The organism is Psychromonas sp. SP041, from assembly GCF_000470315.2.
Lineage (GTDB): Bacteria > Pseudomonadota > Gammaproteobacteria > Enterobacterales > Psychromonadaceae > Psychromonas.
Window position 1 is genome coordinate 1 of the sequence record NZ_CBRF02000057.1, and the last position, 20,385, is coordinate 20,385.

Below are 20,385 nucleotides of genomic sequence, written 5' to 3' on the forward strand. Positions count from 1 at the left end.
CTGAGTTAGCTACTCAATGAGAGCTCGTACATAAGTGAGCGCTTTATTCTTAGTTATTAATTTTGTTGTTGACACAGGGGAGTCCACATAGGTTGTTCCCTTTACGAAATTTACAACGAAGAAATAAATTATTTTAACAAGTAAAATAGATAACTTAATTAGTGTGATTGGTATTATATGTATCTATCCCCATTACCACTCAAGGAGCTTTGAGCTTAAACTCCAAATCAAGGCATAACATAATGACAATGGCGAGTTCTTATCGAAAGTTGTATGGAGAGTTGGTTTTCAAGCTAACGACCCAGAGACCAGGCGATGAAGTAAACACCTTAGTTGTTGAAAGAGCCGATTTACCCCATTAGATATTCCTCTTTCTGCCTAGCATCTGTTCATTTCACCGCTTGCTGAATTTTGCACTTTGAATGGTAACGGGTATAGGGTTCGATTTAGATTTAGGTTTAGGTTTAGGTTTAAACTTCCAACGCTAATTGCTTTAAGTAACTTTCCATAAACCGAGTACGTTGAAGAGCTATCTCTTTACCGAGCTCAGTATTCATTGAAGCAGCTAGTGTTAATAGTTTTTTATAAAAGTGGTCTATCGTAAACCTCTGATCATCCACTTCTCGATCTACCGCAAAAGCATCTTCAGGTGAATATAAAGGTCGCTGTAATTGGCTACTAACTTGGATGCAACGAGCAATTCCAATCGCCCCTAATGCATCTAACCTATCGGCATCCTGTACAATTTTAGCTTCGAGTGTATCAGCTACTAACCCACCACTGACACTGTGTGCAGAAATAGCATGATGAATAGCTAATAAATACTGTTCAGGGTAATCAATACTGCGTAAAAAAATAATCGCTTTATCGGCAGCATGTAAGGAGCTCAATGATCGTAATGCATGGTTTTTCGGGTAACTCAAACAATCATGTAACCAAGCTGCAGGTAAAACAACATTCAATTCTGCCAGTTCTTCTTTAGCAATTTGAGTCGCCAATGCCACCACTCGTTTAACATGTAATAGGTCATGAGCTAAATCGGTTTTCATATTCGCTACAATAAATTCTTCACATTGCTGCTGGTATTGACTAAACATATGAAACCTTAATTTATGGAATTTATCATTAGAAAAGTAAAATTTTTTATGGATAAAAATAGCCAGAGTCACTTGTAACAATCTGGTTTTGTATCACTAGCGTGTAACATACCCCCAGAGTTTACAGTGTTCAAGTCCATCTAAAATAATTAGGTATAAAAAAGGCCAGGTAAATACCTAGCCAGTTTTTAACTTCACTTTAGCTCTAAAATATTAGCATGTTATTTAGCGATCTATTATGAGGCTCCATTATAAAACAGTATTGTAAAAATCTGTTGTACAGCACTGTTTAAAGTGAATCATTAAAGAACAGTAATCACATCTTCAACAGGTAAACGTGCTTTTTGTAAGCCGTGGTTATAATCTTCACCACCTTTATGGTAACCAATTGCTAACGCAACATCACAAACATAACCATTTAATTCGTCTTTAAACGTTTCGCCGATGAGTTCTGCATCAACACCTTCCATAGGCGTAGAATCAATACCTAAACGAGCTAGCACGTGCAAAGCATTACCAAATGCAATATACGTTTGTAATTTTGTCCAATGACCATTGAATCCATTTTCATCTGTATTTGATTCAGCAAAAGAGAATGCACCGTCTAACATCGCATCATATCTTTCTGCAGGTAGATGACCGGAAGAAACTTCAACATCAACCACTTTTCTATAATCGTCTTTAGTAAAATTAGGGTTATGAGCAAATAAAATAGTATGTGACGCTTCTTTTGCATGGTGTTGGTTGAACTGATGTTTGTTAGCGAAAGTATCATGGAAACGCTCTTTTGCTTGGTCACTTTCTAGAACAATAAACTTCCAAGGTTGAGCGTTAATAGAAGAAGCAGATAAACGAAGAGCTTCTTTAAGCACGTCCATATCTTCCACTGAAATACGTTTAGCTGAATCATACTGTTTAGCTGTGTAACGATTATTAAGATCTTTGATTATTTGATGAGACATGAATTTTTCCAAATTTAAATTAATGATTAAAGAATACTGCTATGGGAGAATCATAAAGATAACTGAGCAGAAAAAAAGGAACACTAAATCCAATCATTATGGTTCATTAAGTCCACAATAACTTTTATAAGTAAGTATACCAATAAATCTATCGCTTAGACTATAAACTAGCCCCTAAATGACGATCTAATAAAAACAGTGATTAAGCTTTAAATAAAAGAAGAGATGAGATAATCAAATAGTGTGAAAGCATCAATATAGCGTTGCTACATCAATGCTTTTATTTCGGGCTACGTTAGTTAATAAGCATCATTGCAACGATGTTTATTAATCTATTAACCTATTAACAAACGAACTAACGACTCAATCGTGCATTCGCACCTTTTTGCATGGCATTACGAATTTCTGGTTCAGTGACTAAGTTTAAATCACCACTAATAGACAGCTTTAAAACACTCGCAGCAATAGCAAATTCTATTGTTTCCTGTGGTTCAAGCTTATTTACAAGCCCGTGTAATAGACCCGCTCCAAAAGCATCACCAGCAGCGACGCCTTCCATGACATTTACATTATGTATCGGTGTGTCATAGAACTGATCATTTTGGTATAAAATAGCCATCCAATCACTTTGCTCCACAGAGTTAATATCACGTAGGACACTCGCCACTGTTTTACAATTTGGGTAACGTTTAGTGATTTCTTTCATCCCTTCACGGAAATCTTCTATTTGGCAGATACCATTAGACAGGTCGCCATCAAAAGCTTTAATGCCTAACATGGCTTCAAAGTCTTCATCGTTCGCAACACAGACATCAACGAATGGCATTAATTCATGCATCACCACTTGAGCTTGTGCTGGTTTCCACATTTTCCCACGATAGTTCAAATCACAGACCACGGTAATATTATTGACTTTACAATAATCTAATGCGCTTTTTAATGCGATTTCTAACTCTTTTGAAATCGCTGGCGTAATGCCTGAAAAGTAGAAAACTCCCACATCTTTTAATAAAGTAGACCAATCAAACTCATCACTCGTTGCGGTTGCAATAGAACTACCTGCTCGGTCATAAACGACCCCAGTACCTCTAACTCCATTGCCTTTTTCAAAGAAATACATGCCCAATCTTGGACCACCACGTAAAGTTCGACTGGTATCGACACCAAATTTTCTTAACGTACCAACAGCGGCCTCGCCCAATGGATTTTCAGGAAACTTAGATAAATAAGCGGCGTCATGACCTAATAATGCCAGAGAAACTGCAACATTAGCTTCAGCTCCACCATAAGCGGCCTCAAAAGTATTTGTTTGTAAGATGCGTTCGAATGCTAACGGTTTTAGACGTAACATCATTTCGCCAAATGTTAATATTTTCATTAGTTTCTCCTATAGTGATCAATAAATTCAATAAAATGGCTGAGTTTTTTTATTCTTGTATTCTTACTCGCGCTTTTATTGAAGTACTTTTATTAACGCTATTTACTAAGCGCTGCTTTTCTACAATTAATTGCTTCTTTCATAACCAACTTTATTTGTAGTATTTTAGTATTATTAAACAAAAATTAAGTTGAGTAAAATAAATAACGCTACTTTTTTAAAGTTTGAAGTTAATCGTATTATGAAATGGAATGTGTTATTAGGCTGTAAAACATAAACAACATCAAACGCCCTTCTCAATAGGCTAAACCTATATAAACCTCATATTAAACAGAGTCTTATGTTAAATTTTAAAGAATAAATTAAAGGTGTGATCTAAAATATGGCTTTATATTTATTAATGGATGGGCATATAAGTTATTACAGTAAACTAAAAAGAGAGAAGCTAAAGGAGGATGCTTTACGATCTAATTTATCGCCCACCATAAATCATACAAAATAAAAAACAGTTCTAGAGGTAGAGGTTGATATTGATATTGGTATAGACATCGAGGTTAAATATAAAGAGTGCTTTGGATAGTGGATAAGCAGCAATAAAAGTCTGCTAAATACCTTCACACTCGATAGGAAGAAAAAGCTATTTGACAAACTCAGCATATATTTCTAAATCAATCTGATCACCGACAATAGGTATATAACTGTCCATGCCAAAATCAGAACGTTTAATTTGGCCTACAGCGCTAAAACCAAGAGTATAGTTACCTGTTAGCCAATTATCTGCACCACCATGAAAAGTTGCTTTAAACGTGACAGGTTTTGTTACCCCTCTTAATGTTAAGTCTCCCGTAAAATTAAAAACGGTATCAGATACCGGTGTCACGGTATGACTTACAAAAAATGCTTGTGGATATTGTGTGCTGCTAAACCAAGTATCACTTTGTAATGTTTCACTTAAAGCATCATTATTAATATCAACGGAGTTAATGTCTACTACTGCTTTCAAAGATGCAGCTACCATGTTCTTGGGGTCAAAATTAAGTTGGGCATCAAATATGTTAAAGCGCCCCACATAAGTTGATAACCCTAAATGCTGAACTTTAAAAAGTAATGCAGCATGTTGAGGATCAAGCTGATACTCACCAGCTTGTAATTCAACTAACTCAGATTTTACATTCGGTGCTAGCCAGCTAACGCAACCAGATACAAATAACATGGTTAAAAGTACTAACAGAGTATGTTTAACAATACGTTTATTTTTCATTAAAATCCTAGAACCTAAATGTTGAATGATATTTATTGGTTACAGTAACAGCTTGGTTTTCTGGGACAAACAGCACCTCTAACACAAATAAGTTGCGCTTCTTGCTCAATACCACGCGCTATCCAGTTAATATTAAGAATACGCGCAACACTATTCAGTATTTTCTTAATTTTGGAAGGGATCTTACTCGATCCACCATTATCGACGCATAATCTTTGTAACTCATCCACTAACGTAACAGAGTCGTGCCCTTGAGCATCAATAGCAGAGTTTAACTCAATACCTGTACACAATACGTGACTGGCATCATTAAGATCTTTTACCTTAATAGATTCACAACAATAAATTTTAGCAACGCCATTTTCCGTTAAAATAGAAAACTGTGCCGCCGTCCCCTCAGCTTGTTTTTCTAACATTCTAAAAACAGACCAATGCTTACAAGGGTCATGCGCAATGGTCATATTTCCCCATGGCAATGGAATACCGTTCCCTCTGTATACTGCTCTTAATTTACCTTGCCCATAAGCATCAAAATAGTGCCAATGTGGGTAAGCAGAAACCGCGGTCATACGTCGCATCACCACGGCTTCTGATACTTCTATTTTTTTACAAATATCAATTTCATAACCATGCTGATCAAGCAATTGGCGAAACGGCACTTTAGGGCAAAGTAAAGCAGCCGCAAAAAAACTACATTCAAAATCACGCCATGCATGCAAAATATCTTGTGCGTCTAATTGGCTAGAAGACGTAGTTTTATTATGTTGGCTATCGTATTGAGCACGCTCTCCTGCCACCATAATGCTTTTTTCACCATCACTATTGTGTAAAACATTATGTCCAATATGTACTGCCAGCTCATATTTAAGTCGTGTGGTATTTTTTTTGAGTATCTTATTTAAGTAAACCGTACGAGGTGGTTTAAAAAAAGAGGTGACCATTTTATTGCTGTTATTACTATCATATTCACTATCAGGTAAACGCGTAAACCAACTTATTTTCAAACCACGGGCTTCAGTAATTTCAATTAAATCATCAACATGAAGTGGCATTTTTTTTAAACCCACCTCTTCTGCAGCTCGCTCTAAATCAGGAAAATGATTTTGATGGTGTTCTTGATGCGCACGAATGAGTAGATGTGCGAATTGGCGACCTGTTGTCCCAGTTTGCGATAACATTTCTGGAATAGCAATTTGTAAAATTTCATTTGAAAATAAAAAACTAGGTTCGAGCGCCATCCCTCGAATACCACCTCGATTACCTTTAGTAGGAATAATGTCTTGTACTTCAGCGGCGTCATCTAAAAACCATTCGGGTTGCTTTTGAAATACAGTCGCAATCACTTCTAGCATCTCTTCTCTAGGGACTCGCTTACCACGTTCGATCATCGACAAGTAAGAAACAGAAGGTGCATATTCTGCATCTAACTTAATACATCTCGATGATAAATCATCCAAGGTTAAGCCATTACGTTTGCGTAAATTGCGTATTTTTGTGCCTAAGTAATGAGATTGCCTTGCCAAGCTCTTTTTTATTTTCATTTTGTAAAATTTACTCTGTGTAATTTTCTTTGTGAAATTATATGAATTATTTCTTTATAGTAACAACAACTGATTAACAAACGAGCAACAAAAGTTCAATAAATGTGCGCTCAAAGGTTATTCAATACCTACTTTAAAGTTAATTGATAATATCAAGGAGACGAAATATGAATTTACCTCTAGAGAAGCAATGCCTGACTAATCCTGAATTTTATCAGTTTATTAATGATGAAGTTTTACCAAACACCTCACTTAATAGCGTTCATTTTTGGGCTGATTTAAATTGTTTAATTAATGATTTTTCACATCAAAATACCGCCCTATTAAATACACGTCGTCAGATGCAGCAGAAAATTGACCAGTGGCATCGTGAAAATACGTTGGCTAACAATATTAGCCCAGAACACTCTAAAAAAGCTTATCAAGCGTTTTTACAAAGTATCGGTTACCTGACTCCGATGGTCGATGACTTCATTATTGAAACTGAAAATGTCGATGCTGAAATATCAACAATGGCAGGTCCACAACTGGTGGTGCCTGTGAGTAATGCACGCTTTGCATTAAATGCAGCCAATGCTCGTTGGGGAAGCTTATACGATGCTTTTTATGGAACAGATGTTATTGCGAATAACGATGAGTTAGCCCATAAAGGTGGATTTAACCCACAGCGTGGTCAAGCCGTTATTAATAAAGCAAAAGATTTTTTAGATGAGCAATTCCCATTAACAACGGGTTCCCATCATGAAGTAACAAGCTACTTAGTTTATTACCAACATATACTGGCTTTTTTATCTGATGGAACTGAATCAGGTTTAAAAAATCCATGTCAATTTGTTGCCTTTGATGGCTCTAAAACATCACCGAATTACTTATTACTCAAAAACAATGGATTACATGTTGGCTTGCATATTGACCGCACAGGCAAAATTGGTGCAAACGATAAAGCAGGCCTTGATGATATTCAAATGGAATCTGCACTCACCACTATTATGGATTTTGAAGATTCTGTTTCAACGGTTGATAGTAGCGACAAAGTGGCCGCATACCGCAATTGGTTAGGTCTAATGCAAGGAACGCTTGAGGCGACATTTACCAAAGACAATCAACCAGTAACACGTAAATTAAATTACGATCGTAACTTCACGGCTAAATCTGGTGAAAGCTACCGAGTACCAGGTCGCTCAGTGTTGTTAGTACGTAATGTGGGTCATTTGATGGGCACAGATTTAATACAAGATGAAAGTGGCAATAATGCGCCAGAAGGTATTATTGATGGTGTTATTACGGCATTAATTGCTAGCCTCGATCTTCAAAAAGGTGAAAACGATAACTTTAGAAATAGCCGTACAGGCAGTATTTATATCGTTAAACCTAAACTGCATGGCCCTGAAGAAGTGCGTTTCACCTGCGAACTATTTAGTCGCATAGAACTGATGCTTAACCTCCCAGAGAACACTATCAAGCTAGGTATTATGGATGAAGAGCGCCGTACTACGTTAAACCTAAAACAATGTATTCATGAAGCGAAATCGCGCGTGGTATTCATCAATACCGGATTCTTAGACAGAACTGGCGATGAAATCCACACCAGTATGTTAGCCGGTGCATTTTATCCAAAATCAGCAATTAAGCAGGAACCTTGGATCAGTGCTTACGAAAACAACAATGTTGAAATTGGGCTGCGTTGTGGTTTTTCAGGCAAAGCACAAATCGGAAAAGGGATGTGGGCAATGCCAGATGAAATGAATCAAATGATGAAAGATAAAATAGCACACCCACAATCTGGCGCGAATACCGCTTGGGTGCCTTCGCCAACTGCAGCGACATTACACGCTTTACATTATCACCAAGTTGATGTGTTTGAAGAGCAGAAAACTATCATTAACCGACCACCAGCAAGCATCACAGACATACTTACTCCACCTGTGATGCCAGAAGGTATGACATTAACAGACGCGCAGGTTTCAAATGAGCTTAACAATAATGTGCAAGGTATTTTAGGTTACGTTGTGCGCTGGATAGAGATGGGAATTGGCTGTTCGAAAGTACCTGATATTAATGATATTGGTTTAATGGAAGATCGCGCAACCTTGCGTATTTCCAGTCAACATATTAGCAACTGGTTAATGCATAACGTATGTACGACACAACAAGTCACCAACGTTATGGAAAACATGGCTAAAATTGTTGATAAACAAAACCAAGATGTATCAGGCTATCGCAATATGAGCCCTAATACCGACGACAGCCTTGCCTTTCAAGCAGCAAAAGCACTTATTTTTGAAGGGGATAAACAACCAAACGGTTACACCGAACCCTTACTACATGAGTACCGAGCTTTAGCAAAACAAGCATTAACCAACTAGCCACTAACAAGGCAAAAATTAACAAAACAACAACTTTAATCTAGACACTTTTATTCACTGTACATTAACAATTACTTATTGATAACACATGATAATTTGAGAGGTCACTATGATGAATTACAAAGCTGAAATGAATAACGCGCACCAATTTATAAACCAACAAGGTGCAACTTGGAACGCGATTAATCCAGAATATATTGCACGTATGCGCTTACAAAACCGTTTTAAAACGGGGTTAGATATCGCAAACTACACGGCTAAAATTATGCGTGATGATATGCAATCTTATGATCAGAATAGTGATAATTACACACAATCTCTTGGCTGCTGGCATGGTTTTATTGGCCAACAAAAAATGATCTCTATTAAGAAGCACTTCACCACTACCAAAGGGACTTACCTTTACTTATCTGGTTGGATGGTGGCAGCCATGCGATCTGAGTTTGGCCCCTTACCAGACCAATCAATGCATGAAAAAACCTCAGTGCCAATGTTAATAGAAGAACTGTACACTTTCTTAAAACAAGCCGATGCACGCGAATTAAATCATTTATTTAATGATTTAGACGAAGCACAAAGCAGCGGAGATCAAGTTGCAGAAAGAGCAGTACAAAAGCAAATTGACGAATTTGAAACACATGTTGTCCCTATCATTGCCGATATCGATGCAGGCTTTGGTAATGAAGAAGCCACTTACCTATTAGCTAAAAAAATGATTGAAGCTGGCGCTTGTTGTATTCAAATTGAAAACCAAGTGTCTGATGCTAAACAATGTGGCCATCAAGACGGTAAAGTAACCGTGCCGCATGAAGACTTTTTAGCCAAAATAAATGCAGTACGTTACGCCTTTATGGAACTCGGTGTTGAAGAAGGCATTATCGTTGCTCGAACCGATTCATTAGGTGCAGGTTTAACACAAAAAATCCCTGTATCTCAATATCCAGGCGATTTAGCTGAGCAATACAACGCTTACATTGACGGTGAAAAAATCAATTCATTAGCTGATTTAAAATCGGGCGATATGGTATTAAGCCGCGCAGGTGAATTGATTAAACCAAACCGCCTTCCTAATGGATTAGTACGTTTTAAACCGAATACAGGTGAAGACCGTGTAGTGCTTGATTGTATTACCTCATTGCAACATGGTGCAGATTTACTGTGGATTGAAACAGAAACACCGAATGTACAGCACATTGCTAATATGGTGAATCGTATTCGAGAAGTGGTACCGAATGCCAAATTAGTTTACAACAATAGCCCATCATTTAACTGGACTTTAAATTTCCGTCAACAAGTGTTTGATGCGTGGGAAAAAGAAGGAAAAGACGTTAGTGCTTACCAACGTAGTGGTCTAATGAGTATTAAATACGATATTACCGAACTAGCGATTGCTGCCGATTTGAAAATACAAAACTTCCAAAAAGAAGCCTCTAAACATGCGGGTATTTTCCATCACTTAATAACCTTGCCAACTTACCATACGGCTGCGTTATCAACGGATAACCTCGCTAAAGAATACTTCGGGGAACGTGCTATGTTGGCTTATGTTGAAAATGTGCAACGCCAAGAGATAAGACAATCACTAGATTCTGTAAAACATCAAGATATGTCAGGCTCTAATATTGGTGATGATCACAAAGAGTACTTCTCTGGTGATCAAGCTCTAAAAGCCTCTGGTGAAAATAATACAATGAGCCAGTTCTCTTAGACCTAGGTTTCTTTTTAAAGCGAGTAAGCGTTAGCTTTAATAAAGGAAAAATCAACACATGAAATATAGCAAGTATCGATATAATCAAATTCACTCAAGAAAGTGATTATTTCTTTGCTTGTTCTCACTATTAAATACCTTGATAACAATTTCCAATTCTACAATTCTACAATTCTACAATTCTACAATTCTACAATTCTACAAGGTTAAATTATCTCTGTACCCGACAAGAAAAGTTTGATTTTAGCAAAGTGATACAACAGCACTACTACCACTCATTTCTGAGTTAAATTATCTCTCAATTCCCCTTTAAACTAGGCAAAACTAACGACACTATATAATTAAAAGATATAACGAAAAAGTATGAATTAAAAAATATAATCTTATGACTTTAAATATAATTCCGCTTTTATTAACCAGAATTAAGATTAAATAAAAACTTAAGTGAAACTTAAGGCTTTCTTCAGTCAATCTTAAGAATTTGATCATATTATATCCATCATAAAATACACGTCTATGGTGAAAAGAACGATGATGAATATAATTTCTAACCAAAAAATACAGACAATAACATTATCTATCGTTGTCCCTGTGCATAATGAGGAAGATGGACTCCAGACATTACATAAAAAGTTATCGCATGTCTTAGGAAAAATAAACTGCGAATGTGAAATTATTTATGTGGATGATGGTAGCGTTGATCAAAGTGTAATGACCATTAAAAACCTTCCTATGTTAGGCACTACCCACTCATTAATAAAGCTAAGTAGAAATTTTGGTAAAGAAGCTGCGATGACTGCCGGACTTAAAGCAACTAAAGGACGTGCAGCTATTATTATTGATGCTGATTTACAAGATCCCCCTGAGCTTATTGTAGATATGGTTAAAAAATGGGAAGAAGGATTTGATGTTGTGAACCTTCAGAGAAGATCGCGTAATGGTGAGACTTGGTTTAAAGAAAAGTCCGCAGCTGTATTTTATAAACTACTTAATAAACTATCTGAAAATCCTATACCCGAAAATGTAGGTGATTTTAGGCTTATTAGTCGAAGAGTCATTGATGAGATAAACCAATTAACAGAAAAAAATATTTATATGAAAGGCTTATTCGTATGGCCAGGCTTTAAACAAACTATTATTCAGTTTGATAGAGAAGCGAGGTTCATTGGAGACTCAAAATGGCCATACAGTAAATTATTTGGCCTAGCGGTTGATGGGATAACATCATTTAGTACAAAACCATTACAAATAGCGACTTACCTAGGTGCTTTGATTGCTTCATCAGCCTTCATTTATGGTCTATTAATCATTGCAAAAACACTTATATTTGGAGAAACCGTTGATGGCTTTCCTACCATCATGCTAGCAATTCTTGCTTTAGGGGGCTTTCAATTAATGAGCATAGGTTTAATTGGTGCTTACGTTGGTCGAATTTATACCGAAGTCAAAAATCGCCCTCGTTACATTATTGAGGAAAAATTTGAATCTACAAGCACTCTAAAAAATAATTTAGTTGTTATTACTAACCCTAAATTTAAACATCGCGTTGAAAAATAATGATGACTAAACAAGTAAAAACTATCTGGTTTATATTAATTGCAACCGCATTAATAAGACTAATTACACTTGCACTATATCCTTTAATGGACACGACCGAAGCAAGATATGGTGAGATGGCAAGAATAATGGTTGAAACGGGAAACTGGCTAACACCACAGTTTGATTATGGGGTTCCATTTTGGGGAAAGCCCCCCTTATTCACTTGGATGAGCAGTCTTGGCATAGAAGTTTTTGGCCTTAATGAGTTCGCAGTTAGATTTCCACATTGGCTAGCAGGCGTTGCTGTCATTTTAGTTGTTGCCCGCTTTGCGAATAAACATAACGTTAACGCTTTAATTGCTTCGTTAGTTATTGCAACCAGTGCTGTTTTTAGCATTTCAGCTGGTGCCGTTATGACCGATATGGCGTTGACCTTATCAATGGCAATCGCAATGATTGGTTTTTATCAATGTTGGCATGGCTCGACAAAGGCTGGTTTACTTGGCTTTTTTGGTATCGCTTTAGGGCTATTAGCGAAAGGACCTTTAATTATTGTCTTAATTGGTTTAAGCCTAGTTCCATGGATTATTTTAAATTATGGAGTTAAGAATGGAATCGCCCTTTTTATAAAAAGAGTCCCTATTTTAAAGGGTATTGTGATTATTTCTGTGATTGCTTTACCTTGGTATTTAATGGCAGAAAATGCAACACCGGGCTTTTTAAATTACTTTATTGTAGGCGAACATTTCCAACGTTTTATGGTAAGTGGCTGGGAAGGTGATTTATATGGTAAAGCACATAATGAAGTCAAAGGAATGATATGGTTATTCTGGATTTACGCAGCGGCTCCTTGGTCGATTATTTTGCCTATATTAGCTTGGAGATCACGAAAAGAGAAACAAGATACAATAAAACGGAATTCAGACCTTAAGTCATACCTCTTTTTTTGGATGATTTCCCCAATGATACTTTTTACTTTGTCAGGTAATATATTACCTGCCTACGTATTACCCGGTATTCCAGCATTAGGTTTGCTAGTTTCATTATTAACCTTTAAAAAATTTATTAAATGGGTATCTATTTCAGCTTCGCTCATCCCAATATTACTTATTGCAGCTCTTATTTTCATTCAGTTTGGTAAAACTGAACAGAAAAGTGATAAAGACATGATGAAGCACGTAAATTTAAATAATCCAATATATTATCTAAATAAAAAATCCTTTTCAGGCCAGTTTTATAGCCAAGGTAAAGTAAAAGTATTCAATAAGATAAATGAAGAAGTACTAAAAGAGATGCCAATACAACTTATTGCAACCGACAAAGAAATTGCTCAATTTAAAGAAGACAAGAATATTAGTTGTAACTTGGTATTTTCATCTAAAAACAAACGGTCCTTATATCATTGCAGGACAGCGAGTTAATGAATGGCCGAATAATTAAGTTTGCCGTCATTGGTAGTATCGGGTTTATTGTAGACTTACTGATATTCATGCTTTGTGCATACGTATTTAACTTATCACCTTATCAATCTAGAGTTATTGCTTTTATTTGTGCTTTAGCCTGTACTTGGTTTGGGAATAGATACTATACATTTACTGATTTAAAATCATCATCCTATGCACGAGAAGGTTTTAAGTTTACGTTATCTGCAGGTATTTCAGTTATTCCAAATTTTGCCATGTTCCACATAGTATTAAATGTATTAGGAAAGGACTTTTACCAAGGAGCGTTGGCTCTCACAGCAGGCGTTTTAGCTGGAGCAATCACAAATTACTTTTTAAGTAGTCGGTGGGTTTTTATTAAAAGTTCCTAATAGAAAGTCTCTGTTGAGGCGTAAGAAAAAAGGTGAAAGCAACATATTGATTTTTCAAATAGTTATTATCATTACAAAATTAATAACAAAGGATAAAATATAGCGTTATAACTAATGGCATTCATTTTTAATCGATTGATATTTAGTTTAGACAAAGAGATAGAGGTTAAATTTTTATATCTCCTTGTCATTAAATAACCTAAATTATTAATAAAAAATGATGTCACACCACTATTTTCAAGAATATCAACGATAAAATAACAATGTCGAGCAATACTGTTTTATAATTTTAAAGTTAACTATATTGATATACCAAGACCAATCATATGAATTGATGCTTTCGGCATCATCAGAATTGTACTTATTACTTCAATTCAAGAGTTAAACAATATTTATCTATAAAAATATTATCATCACCTACATTAATAATATAATTGTATTAATCTCCCTACGAAATATAATTACCCCAACAATAACATCGCATTAGTGGCTTCAATCAAATGATGCTTCGTGTTTTTTTCAACCGATGCATGACCTGAGGCTTCGCTGGTAATCAAGGTTGAATTGGGTAGTTTTTGATGTAATTGCCAAGCGTTATCAAATGGGCAAACAATATCGAATCGACCATGTACGATAGTCGTTGGAATATCTTTAATTTTATCTGTATTCGCTAAGATTTGATTCTCAGATAAGAAGCAATTATTGATCATAAAGTGTGCCTCATGACGAGCCATTGTCCACGCTTGATGATCTCCAGTTGCGGCATCAACAAAATCTTGATTCGGTATTAACGTACAACAACGAATTTCCCAAACACTCCATGCTTTAGCAACTCTCATTGCTAGTTCTTTATCGTCACCGACCATAATATCGTAAGCCGCTTGTACTGAAGCTTGCTCTTTCCCATTTGGCAATACATCAAGATACTCTTGCCAAAAGTCTGGGTAAATTCGCGTTGCACCACCACCAGAGAAAGTCCAGTCAGTGTCTTGCGGTCGACCTAAGAAAATGCCACGTAAAACTAAACTCTTTACTTTTTTTGGGTGAGCTTGTGCATAAACAAGTGCTAACGTCGTTCCCCACGAACCACCAAAAACATGCCAACGATCAATCCCTAATTTTTCTCTAATTTTCTCAATATCGTTAACCAATAAATTAGTTTCATTATTATCTAAACACCCATGAGGTAAAGAACGACCACAACCACGTTGGTCAAATAAAATGATACGGTATTTTTCAGGATCAAAAAATCGTCTGTCATTTTTAGAACAACCTCCACCTGGACCGCCATGAATAAACAGCATCGCTTGACCATCTGGGTTACCACACTCTTCTACATAGATTTGATGCTGATTATCTACATTAATTAAAAAATGATTATATGGCTCTATTTCAGGGTAAAACTCATTCATCGCGTTTACTCGTTATATTAGGTTGATAAGACTGGCGTACCTATATTTTAAGGTAATTGTACTTTAAGGTAATTGCATTCTAAGGTCATTGTATTTTAAGTGAATTGTCTTTTAAGGAAATTGTATTCTAAAATAATGGTAACTTAATCTGTTGGTTATAGCTTGTGGCTCAGCTTTACAACGCGTTAAAAAGTGATTTGAACCTGATGATATACACTCACGTTAGAAATTTAAATTTGATTAAGATCGAGAGCCATCTCAGTTAAAAAACCTAGTTCAGCTATTTTTTGAAAGCCATGACGTTGATATAAAGCAATAGCAGGATTATCAGAGAATACTTTTAATTTAATAAAACGATCACCGCGTGATTTACCTAACTCAATAGCGTAATGTAAACAATGACTCCCCACTCCTTTCCCTTGATATGATGATTTTATTTGTAAATCTCGGATGTAACAATTTTGATCATTAAATGAAAACCGTAAAATACCAACACACTCAGAGTTATAATAAACCTCTAAGTTTTTAAATATTTTCCAGTGACGATCAAAAAATTCAGGATCCCAAATAATATCTTTTGCTGCATAGTAGGCTTTCATATTTTCTTGAATAAGCAAAGATGAAAACTTTTTCGACTCTGCTTTTCTATATTCAACTTTCATTTTATTTTCCTTTCTTTCTTTTATCTGTTAAATAATAGACAAAGATCCATTAGTTTGTTTACTTTACTTGCAAGAAACACCTCTTTGTAGTTAATATATATAAAGTCACAAAAAAAGATATTATTTATAATTAAACTATATAATTAAACTATATAATTAAACTATGTAATTAAACTATGTAATTAAACTATGTAATAACGATATATAAACTATTTCAGAGGATTTCTTTAAACATTCATTATTTATTACAAAATCGTCTACAGATAACTTTTACAAATTAATATAAGGTGAGATAGAGTGAATCAATACAATACAAAAAACTCCTCTGTTAAGACCACCTTAACAACACGTCACATCATGATTATTCTTATCACTGCTTTGGTTATCTCTTTTTTTGCTTATAACTTCATATTGAATAAAACCCGTTCAGATATCATTTCAAGTGCGACGAATGAAGGTAATTTAGTCATTAATCTCAGCCAAGGATTTGTGAAAGCTTACTCTGACTTTGAAGACCAATATGCAAGTGGGTTACTACCAAGTCGATCAACTTATCGCACTCATGCATTAGAACTCGCCGATTTAAATTCATTATTTGACGGCTCTTTACGATCTGAAGTTGTTGGTTTCCCAGGTAAATCCATAAGTAAAGGACCTACAGATGATAAAATGCGACGTCAAATGTTATATCTTCAATCAACCTCTCAGCAAAACATGAATCTCACTTCGCTTATAAAGAATGATAAATCAATCGTTCGAACCGTTGCACCATTTTATGCAACAGAGCAATCCTGTGTCAGTTGCCATAACAGTATTCAACATTTAACTGAACCTGAAAAATGGCAAATAGGTGACCTTATGGGAGCACAGGTCGTTGAAAAAAATATTAAATCTCAATTGATCAAATCACAACGTGAAACATTTATGATCAGCTTATTAATTTTTTGCACAACAATCGCTATATCATATTTTTTCGTTATTCTTTTTCAAAGAATGCTATTAATGAAAGAGGCTAACAAGCAACGTGATAACGATACGATGCCTGCCTATATCAATCGTTCATAAGTTAAACTCTATACTGATAACGATTAAGTTGGAATAACGAGCTCCTCTGACAAATATTGTTTCATAAATCGATTAGCCTGCCATATATCCGTTAATAACTCACCCGTTGTTGGATATACGTGAGCATAGGGAAATGGACCAAATTCAGGTGTAATAGTAAAAGCATTTTCTTCACGCATAAATGCATTGTTAATCACCTTTTGCCAACACTGAGTGTGGTTAATAAGGTGTTCTTGCCAACGAGGATCTTGGGGATTAGTTACCTGAGGCCCTTCTTCAAAGCCCACTCGACCATGAATATGATGTACAGATTTAAATAATTTATCTAACCTTTCTTGTTGATCTATCAAATTGGACTCATGCACCACCATCCAATGGCTTATATCTAGATTCAATTTTAATTCAGGTAAGACATCTATAATTTGCTCTGTACCAAAGGTACTAAAAGTAGGCCTGAAACGATGTGTTTCATGAGTAATAGTAATGCCATGCTTTTGTTCTAGTTCAAGCGCCTCATTAAATAAAATAAGGTTATCTTCTAAACTAAAAATATCACGTCCTGTATGGCAATTTATTAACTTAGGAGAAAATAATAGTGCGCGATCCACTTGCTTAATAAGACTCGCTAAATGTTCTTGTACATTTTTTCCATCGGTTGCAATCCCCGTTATGATATCTAACCTTCTCTGTGCATGCGCTTTAAGCGTCGCATCAAGGTCAATATCGTAGAAAGGCAAAAACAATTCTGTTCCTTGATATCCTTCGTGTTGAATAGCGGCTAAGTGATAGTTTAATTCACTGGCATTTGTACACTGTACTTCCCAAAGTGATTTATGAAAATTAAGCTTCATATTGAGTCTCTATTGTTAGTATTGATAGCTTTATGGTTTTAGCTGTTCATCTCAATTACTTTCACTCCCTGCGACTACAAGTAATTAAGTTAAAATAAGTAGAGACAGAATACCGTTGTTATTCCATTATTTAATATTCCTATTTGGAAAAATGAATATTCGATTTATTCAATATTAGAAATATTTTGTTAACGTTATATTTGTTAAATAAAAGTAAAAAGACTACGCCGTATTTACATTAACGACCATTTGAATTTATCAGCAAGGACGATGCCCATGTTATCAGCGGATCAAATAAAACATTATAATGAGCAAGGCTTCATCGTAATGGATGAAGCTATTCCTTTATATGAAATAGAAGCCATAAAAAAACGCGCTAATAAAATGGTTGAGCAATGGGCAGAAGATAGTCCAAATCATGTATTTACCACTAATGATAATGATCGCAGTGATGATTCCTATTTTTTAAATTCTGCTGAACAAATAAAATGTTTCTTTGAAGAAGAAGCCTTTAATGCTCAAGGTGAATTAGTTCAAGATCGCGCTTTATGCATCAATAAAATTGGCCACGCATTACACGAACTTGACCCTGTATTTAGTGCTTTTAGTCACCAGAAGTTATTAGGTAATATCCTGTCCGATATTGGTATGGTAACGCCACAAATTCGTCAGTCTATGTATATTTTTAAACAACCAAATATAGGTGGCGTGGTTAATTGGCATCAAGATGCAAGCTTCTTTTTTACAACACCTCAGAGCGTTGTTACTTTATGGTTTGCTGTAGAAGATGCGACATTGGAGAATGGTTGCCTTTGGGTTGAGCCTGCAGGCCATTTAGGGCCACTAAGAGAACGTTTTAACTTAGAAGGGAAACAAACGACTATGGTTAATTTAGATGGTATGCCTTGGCCAACAGAAAAAAGTGGAAAAAGTGTGGAGGTAAAGGCTGGTAGCTTAATTGTATTTCAAGGACGATTACCTCATTACAGCGCACCTAATCGCTCATCAAAATCACGCCAAGCATTCACACTACATGTTACTGATGGTGAATGTAAATACGCAGCAGAAAATTGGCTACAAGCTAAAACGTTACCTTTACGAGGTTTTAATCGTTAGCCAGTCTTTAATACTTAACCGGACGTTGAAGCTTAACTTTCCTCAACTGACAGCAGTAAAGAAAATAAAGTTAGGCTTTAAATAGATTTAATAACTGTGTCCGTAACCAACGATTAGCGTGATTCGTTTCACTACGTTGATGCCAAATAAGTGAATAAACCACAGGATCTGATGGACAAGGTAAATTGAGTTTCACTAATTGCTTAGAGTTTAAAACTGAGTCAGCCCAATTTTTAGTCGTCGTGAATACTAAATCAGAATGGCAACATAAACTGGTCGCGGCATTAAAATCAGGAGCTTGTACTATCACATCCCTTTGAAAACCTAGTTTAGATAACGACTGATCAAACATAGGTAACCCCAGTTCATTATCTTTAACATGGATATGTTTACTATTTAAATAGGCTTGCTGATCCCATTTTTTTTGCAATAAAGGATTTTTATCTCGTACTAAACAAACTAGTTCATCCCTGTATAACTCGTCGATATTAAGCTGATTATTTAAATTAATTTGTTGGCCAACATCATGCGGAATAATCACAAAATCTAATCGCCCTTGGTTTAATTGTTCAATGCTAATATTGTCTTTAAACCAAGTGTTAATTCTCATATTAGGCGCTTCATCTAATACTTGTTGCATTACTTTTGATAATACAAATTCAAAAGCACTTTCTTGCATTGAAATATTAAAACAGCCCTTATATTCTTTAAGGTTAAATTCTAATGGGGAGAATATTTCATTAATAGCATTTACTGCTACATTCAATTTTGGCTCTAGCTCTTGGGCTAATGGCGTCGGTATTAAACCATGAGAAATTCGATGAAATAAAGGGTCACCAAAGATATGCCTTAGCTGCGACAAATTTTTGCTAATAGTCGACTGACTTAAGTTTAACCTTATCGCAGCAGATGAAGCATTACGTTCCTGTAATAGAACTTGCAATGTAACTAATAAATTAATATTGATGCGGGTTAATTGAGAAATTTCCATATTCTATTTACCTACTTAATCGCTTTTCATACAAAAACGTCATCACACCAAAAAATGTTATCAGAAACAAATAACACTTTATATTTGCCTTCATTATTAATTACCATACAAGTAATAAAGGATTAACGACTACTTATCCTTTCCCGTGGTCATATTATTGATAGCGACGGATAAAATAACACCCAGTAATACAACACCTAATGTTGATAATGCACGCCACACTAAACCAGTGTCGCCAATATATCCCCAAATACCCAACACAGATACTGTCGTGCCAAGCAGAATACAAATCAAGCCAATAGTTAACGCTATTTTATTTACGTTCATACACACCTTATATTTTTATCTTTGAATATTAATTTTCCACACTGTTATTTTAAATGTGGAATATCATCAGTATATGCGATACGTGACAATGAACAGCAATACTTTAATTATTTTTATTTGAAACAATCTAAAATAATGAAAAAACAAACCTAAAAAGACAACAACCTATTTATACCAATCACACTAATTAACTGATCTATTTTACTGGTTAAAATAACTTATTTCTTCGTTGTAAATTTCGTAAAGGGAACAACCTATGTGGACTCCCCTGTGTCAACAACAAAATTAATAACTAA

17 protein-coding genes are annotated in these 20,385 nt (G+C 35.4%); 7 read left to right on the plus strand and 10 right to left on the minus strand.

What is annotated here, in order from left to right:
- Positions 1-470: 470 nt before the first annotated feature.
- The 5 genes from SP041_RS19770 to SP041_RS19790 all read right to left on the minus strand — a co-directional run bounded on the left by SP041_RS19770 (position 471) and on the right by SP041_RS19790 (position 6,239).
- On the minus strand, positions 471-1,097 hold the full coding sequence (locus tag SP041_RS19770; RefSeq protein ID WP_025565114.1) for an HD domain-containing protein: 627 nt from the start codon (positions 1,095-1,097) through the stop codon (positions 471-473).
- A 302-nt stretch (positions 1,098-1,399) separates the two neighbouring features.
- Complete coding sequence (locus SP041_RS19775; protein WP_025565112.1) at positions 1,400-2,059, minus strand: NAD(P)H-dependent oxidoreductase; 660 nt, start codon at positions 2,057-2,059, stop codon at positions 1,400-1,402.
- 355 nt (positions 2,060-2,414) lie between these two features.
- Positions 2,415-3,437, minus strand: a complete 1,023-nt coding sequence (locus SP041_RS19780; RefSeq protein ID WP_025565111.1) for a sugar kinase — start codon at positions 3,435-3,437, stop codon at positions 2,415-2,417.
- Positions 3,438-4,074: 637 nt separating this feature from the next.
- Complete coding sequence (locus SP041_RS19785; RefSeq protein ID WP_025565110.1) at positions 4,075-4,698, minus strand: YceI family protein; 624 nt, start codon at positions 4,696-4,698, stop codon at positions 4,075-4,077.
- A 32-nt stretch (positions 4,699-4,730) separates the two neighbouring features.
- Positions 4,731-6,239 (minus strand): DUF3612 domain-containing protein, encoded by a 1,509-nt coding sequence (locus SP041_RS19790; RefSeq protein ID WP_025565109.1) that lies wholly within the window; start codon positions 6,237-6,239, stop codon positions 4,731-4,733.
- A 167-nt stretch (positions 6,240-6,406) separates the two neighbouring features.
- Here SP041_RS19790 and SP041_RS19795 point away from each other — a divergent pair, with 167 nt between their 5' ends.
- The 5 genes from SP041_RS19795 to SP041_RS19815 all read left to right on the plus strand — a co-directional run bounded on the left by SP041_RS19795 (position 6,407) and on the right by SP041_RS19815 (position 13,665).
- Positions 6,407-8,605 carry a malate synthase G gene (locus tag SP041_RS19795; RefSeq protein WP_025565108.1) on the plus strand — a complete coding sequence of 733 codons (2,199 nt, stop codon included), beginning with the start codon at positions 6,407-6,409 and terminating at the stop codon, positions 8,603-8,605.
- 112 nt (positions 8,606-8,717) lie between these two features.
- The gene (locus SP041_RS19800) at positions 8,718-10,313 is read left to right on the plus strand and encodes an isocitrate lyase (protein ID WP_240791513.1); all 1,596 of its coding nucleotides are present in this window, start codon (positions 8,718-8,720) and stop codon (positions 10,311-10,313) included.
- A gap of 531 nt (positions 10,314-10,844) precedes the next feature.
- Positions 10,845-11,870 carry a glycosyltransferase family 2 protein gene (locus SP041_RS19805; RefSeq protein WP_240791512.1) on the plus strand — a complete coding sequence of 342 codons (1,026 nt, stop codon included), beginning with the start codon at positions 10,845-10,847 and terminating at the stop codon, positions 11,868-11,870.
- Positions 11,870-13,273 (plus strand): glycosyltransferase family 39 protein, encoded by a 1,404-nt coding sequence (locus SP041_RS19810; RefSeq protein ID WP_236546636.1) that lies wholly within the window; start codon positions 11,870-11,872, stop codon positions 13,271-13,273. The genes SP041_RS19805 and SP041_RS19810 overlap by 1 nt, the downstream gene beginning before the upstream one ends.
- Entirely contained in the window at positions 13,273-13,665 is a 393-nt protein-coding gene (locus tag SP041_RS19815) for a GtrA family protein (RefSeq protein ID WP_025565104.1), read from the plus strand. Before SP041_RS19810 ends, SP041_RS19815 begins: the two co-directional genes overlap by 1 nt.
- 461 nt (positions 13,666-14,126) lie before the next feature.
- Here SP041_RS19815 and pip read toward each other — a convergent pair whose 3' ends face one another.
- Positions 14,127-15,077 carry a prolyl aminopeptidase gene (pip, locus tag SP041_RS19820; protein WP_025565103.1) on the minus strand — a complete coding sequence of 317 codons (951 nt, stop codon included), beginning with the start codon at positions 15,075-15,077 and terminating at the stop codon, positions 14,127-14,129.
- A gap of 230 nt (positions 15,078-15,307) precedes the next feature.
- The gene (locus tag SP041_RS19825) at positions 15,308-15,739 is read right to left on the minus strand and encodes a GNAT family N-acetyltransferase (RefSeq protein WP_025565101.1); all 432 of its coding nucleotides are present in this window, start codon (positions 15,737-15,739) and stop codon (positions 15,308-15,310) included.
- A gap of 297 nt (positions 15,740-16,036) precedes the next feature.
- Between SP041_RS19825 and SP041_RS19830 the strand changes: the two genes are divergently transcribed.
- Positions 16,037-16,804: a DUF3365 domain-containing protein gene (locus SP041_RS19830; protein ID WP_025565100.1), complete on the plus strand. Its 768-nt coding sequence runs from the start codon at positions 16,037-16,039 to the stop codon at positions 16,802-16,804.
- A 23-nt stretch (positions 16,805-16,827) separates the two neighbouring features.
- Here the strand turns inward: SP041_RS19830 and SP041_RS19835 are convergent, their stop codons facing one another.
- Entirely contained in the window at positions 16,828-17,655 is an 828-nt protein-coding gene (locus SP041_RS19835; RefSeq protein ID WP_025565099.1) for a TIM barrel protein, read from the minus strand.
- 276 nt (positions 17,656-17,931) lie between these two features.
- Between SP041_RS19835 and SP041_RS19840 the strand changes: the two genes are divergently transcribed.
- Complete coding sequence (locus SP041_RS19840) at positions 17,932-18,771, plus strand: phytanoyl-CoA dioxygenase family protein (RefSeq protein ID WP_025565098.1); 840 nt, start codon at positions 17,932-17,934, stop codon at positions 18,769-18,771.
- 70 nt (positions 18,772-18,841) lie between these two features.
- On the opposite strand, the gene SP041_RS19845 is transcribed toward SP041_RS19840, so the two are convergent.
- Both SP041_RS19845 and SP041_RS19850 read right to left on the minus strand, forming a co-directional pair.
- On the minus strand, positions 18,842-19,762 hold the full coding sequence (locus tag SP041_RS19845; RefSeq protein ID WP_025565097.1) for a LysR family transcriptional regulator: 921 nt from the start codon (positions 19,760-19,762) through the stop codon (positions 18,842-18,844).
- Positions 19,763-19,891: 129 nt separating this feature from the next.
- On the minus strand, positions 19,892-20,089 hold the full coding sequence (locus tag SP041_RS19850) for a hypothetical protein (protein WP_025565096.1): 198 nt from the start codon (positions 20,087-20,089) through the stop codon (positions 19,892-19,894).
- Between the last annotated feature and the right edge of the window lie 296 nt (positions 20,090-20,385).

What these genes read in the sequence shown, in the direction of transcription:
- SP041_RS19770 (WP_025565114.1), bottom strand. Translation starts at nt 1,097, where the DNA reads ATGTTTAGTCAATACCAGCAGCAATGTGAAGAATTTATTGTAGCGAAT.
- SP041_RS19775 (WP_025565112.1), bottom strand. Translation starts at nt 2,059, where the DNA reads ATGTCTCATCAAATAATCAAAGATCTTAATAATCGTTACACAGCTAAA.
- SP041_RS19810 (WP_236546636.1), top strand. Translation starts at nt 11,870, where the DNA reads ATGATGACTAAACAAGTAAAAACTATCTGGTTTATATTAATTGCAACC.
- SP041_RS19840 (WP_025565098.1), top strand. Translation starts at nt 17,932, where the DNA reads ATGTTATCAGCGGATCAAATAAAACATTATAATGAGCAAGGCTTCATC.
- SP041_RS19785 (WP_025565110.1), bottom strand. Translation starts at nt 4,698, where the DNA reads ATGAAAAATAAACGTATTGTTAAACATACTCTGTTAGTACTTTTAACC.
- SP041_RS19850 (WP_025565096.1), bottom strand. Translation starts at nt 20,089, where the DNA reads ATGAACGTAAATAAAATAGCGTTAACTATTGGCTTGATTTGTATTCTG.
- SP041_RS19795 (WP_025565108.1), top strand. Translation starts at nt 6,407, where the DNA reads ATGAATTTACCTCTAGAGAAGCAATGCCTGACTAATCCTGAATTTTAT.
- pip (WP_025565103.1), bottom strand. Translation starts at nt 15,077, where the DNA reads ATGAATGAGTTTTACCCTGAAATAGAGCCATATAATCATTTTTTAATT.
- SP041_RS19790 (WP_025565109.1), bottom strand. Translation starts at nt 6,239, where the DNA reads ATGAAAATAAAAAAGAGCTTGGCAAGGCAATCTCATTACTTAGGCACA.
- SP041_RS19805 (WP_240791512.1), top strand. Translation starts at nt 10,845, where the DNA reads ATGATGAATATAATTTCTAACCAAAAAATACAGACAATAACATTATCT.
- SP041_RS19800 (WP_240791513.1), top strand. Translation starts at nt 8,718, where the DNA reads ATGAATTACAAAGCTGAAATGAATAACGCGCACCAATTTATAAACCAA.
- SP041_RS19835 (WP_025565099.1), bottom strand. Translation starts at nt 17,655, where the DNA reads ATGAAGCTTAATTTTCATAAATCACTTTGGGAAGTACAGTGTACAAAT.
- SP041_RS19825 (WP_025565101.1), bottom strand. Translation starts at nt 15,739, where the DNA reads ATGAAAGTTGAATATAGAAAAGCAGAGTCGAAAAAGTTTTCATCTTTG.
- SP041_RS19780 (WP_025565111.1), bottom strand. Translation starts at nt 3,437, where the DNA reads ATGAAAATATTAACATTTGGCGAAATGATGTTACGTCTAAAACCGTTA.
- SP041_RS19815 (WP_025565104.1), top strand. Translation starts at nt 13,273, where the DNA reads ATGAATGGCCGAATAATTAAGTTTGCCGTCATTGGTAGTATCGGGTTT.
- SP041_RS19845 (WP_025565097.1), bottom strand. Translation starts at nt 19,762, where the DNA reads ATGGAAATTTCTCAATTAACCCGCATCAATATTAATTTATTAGTTACA.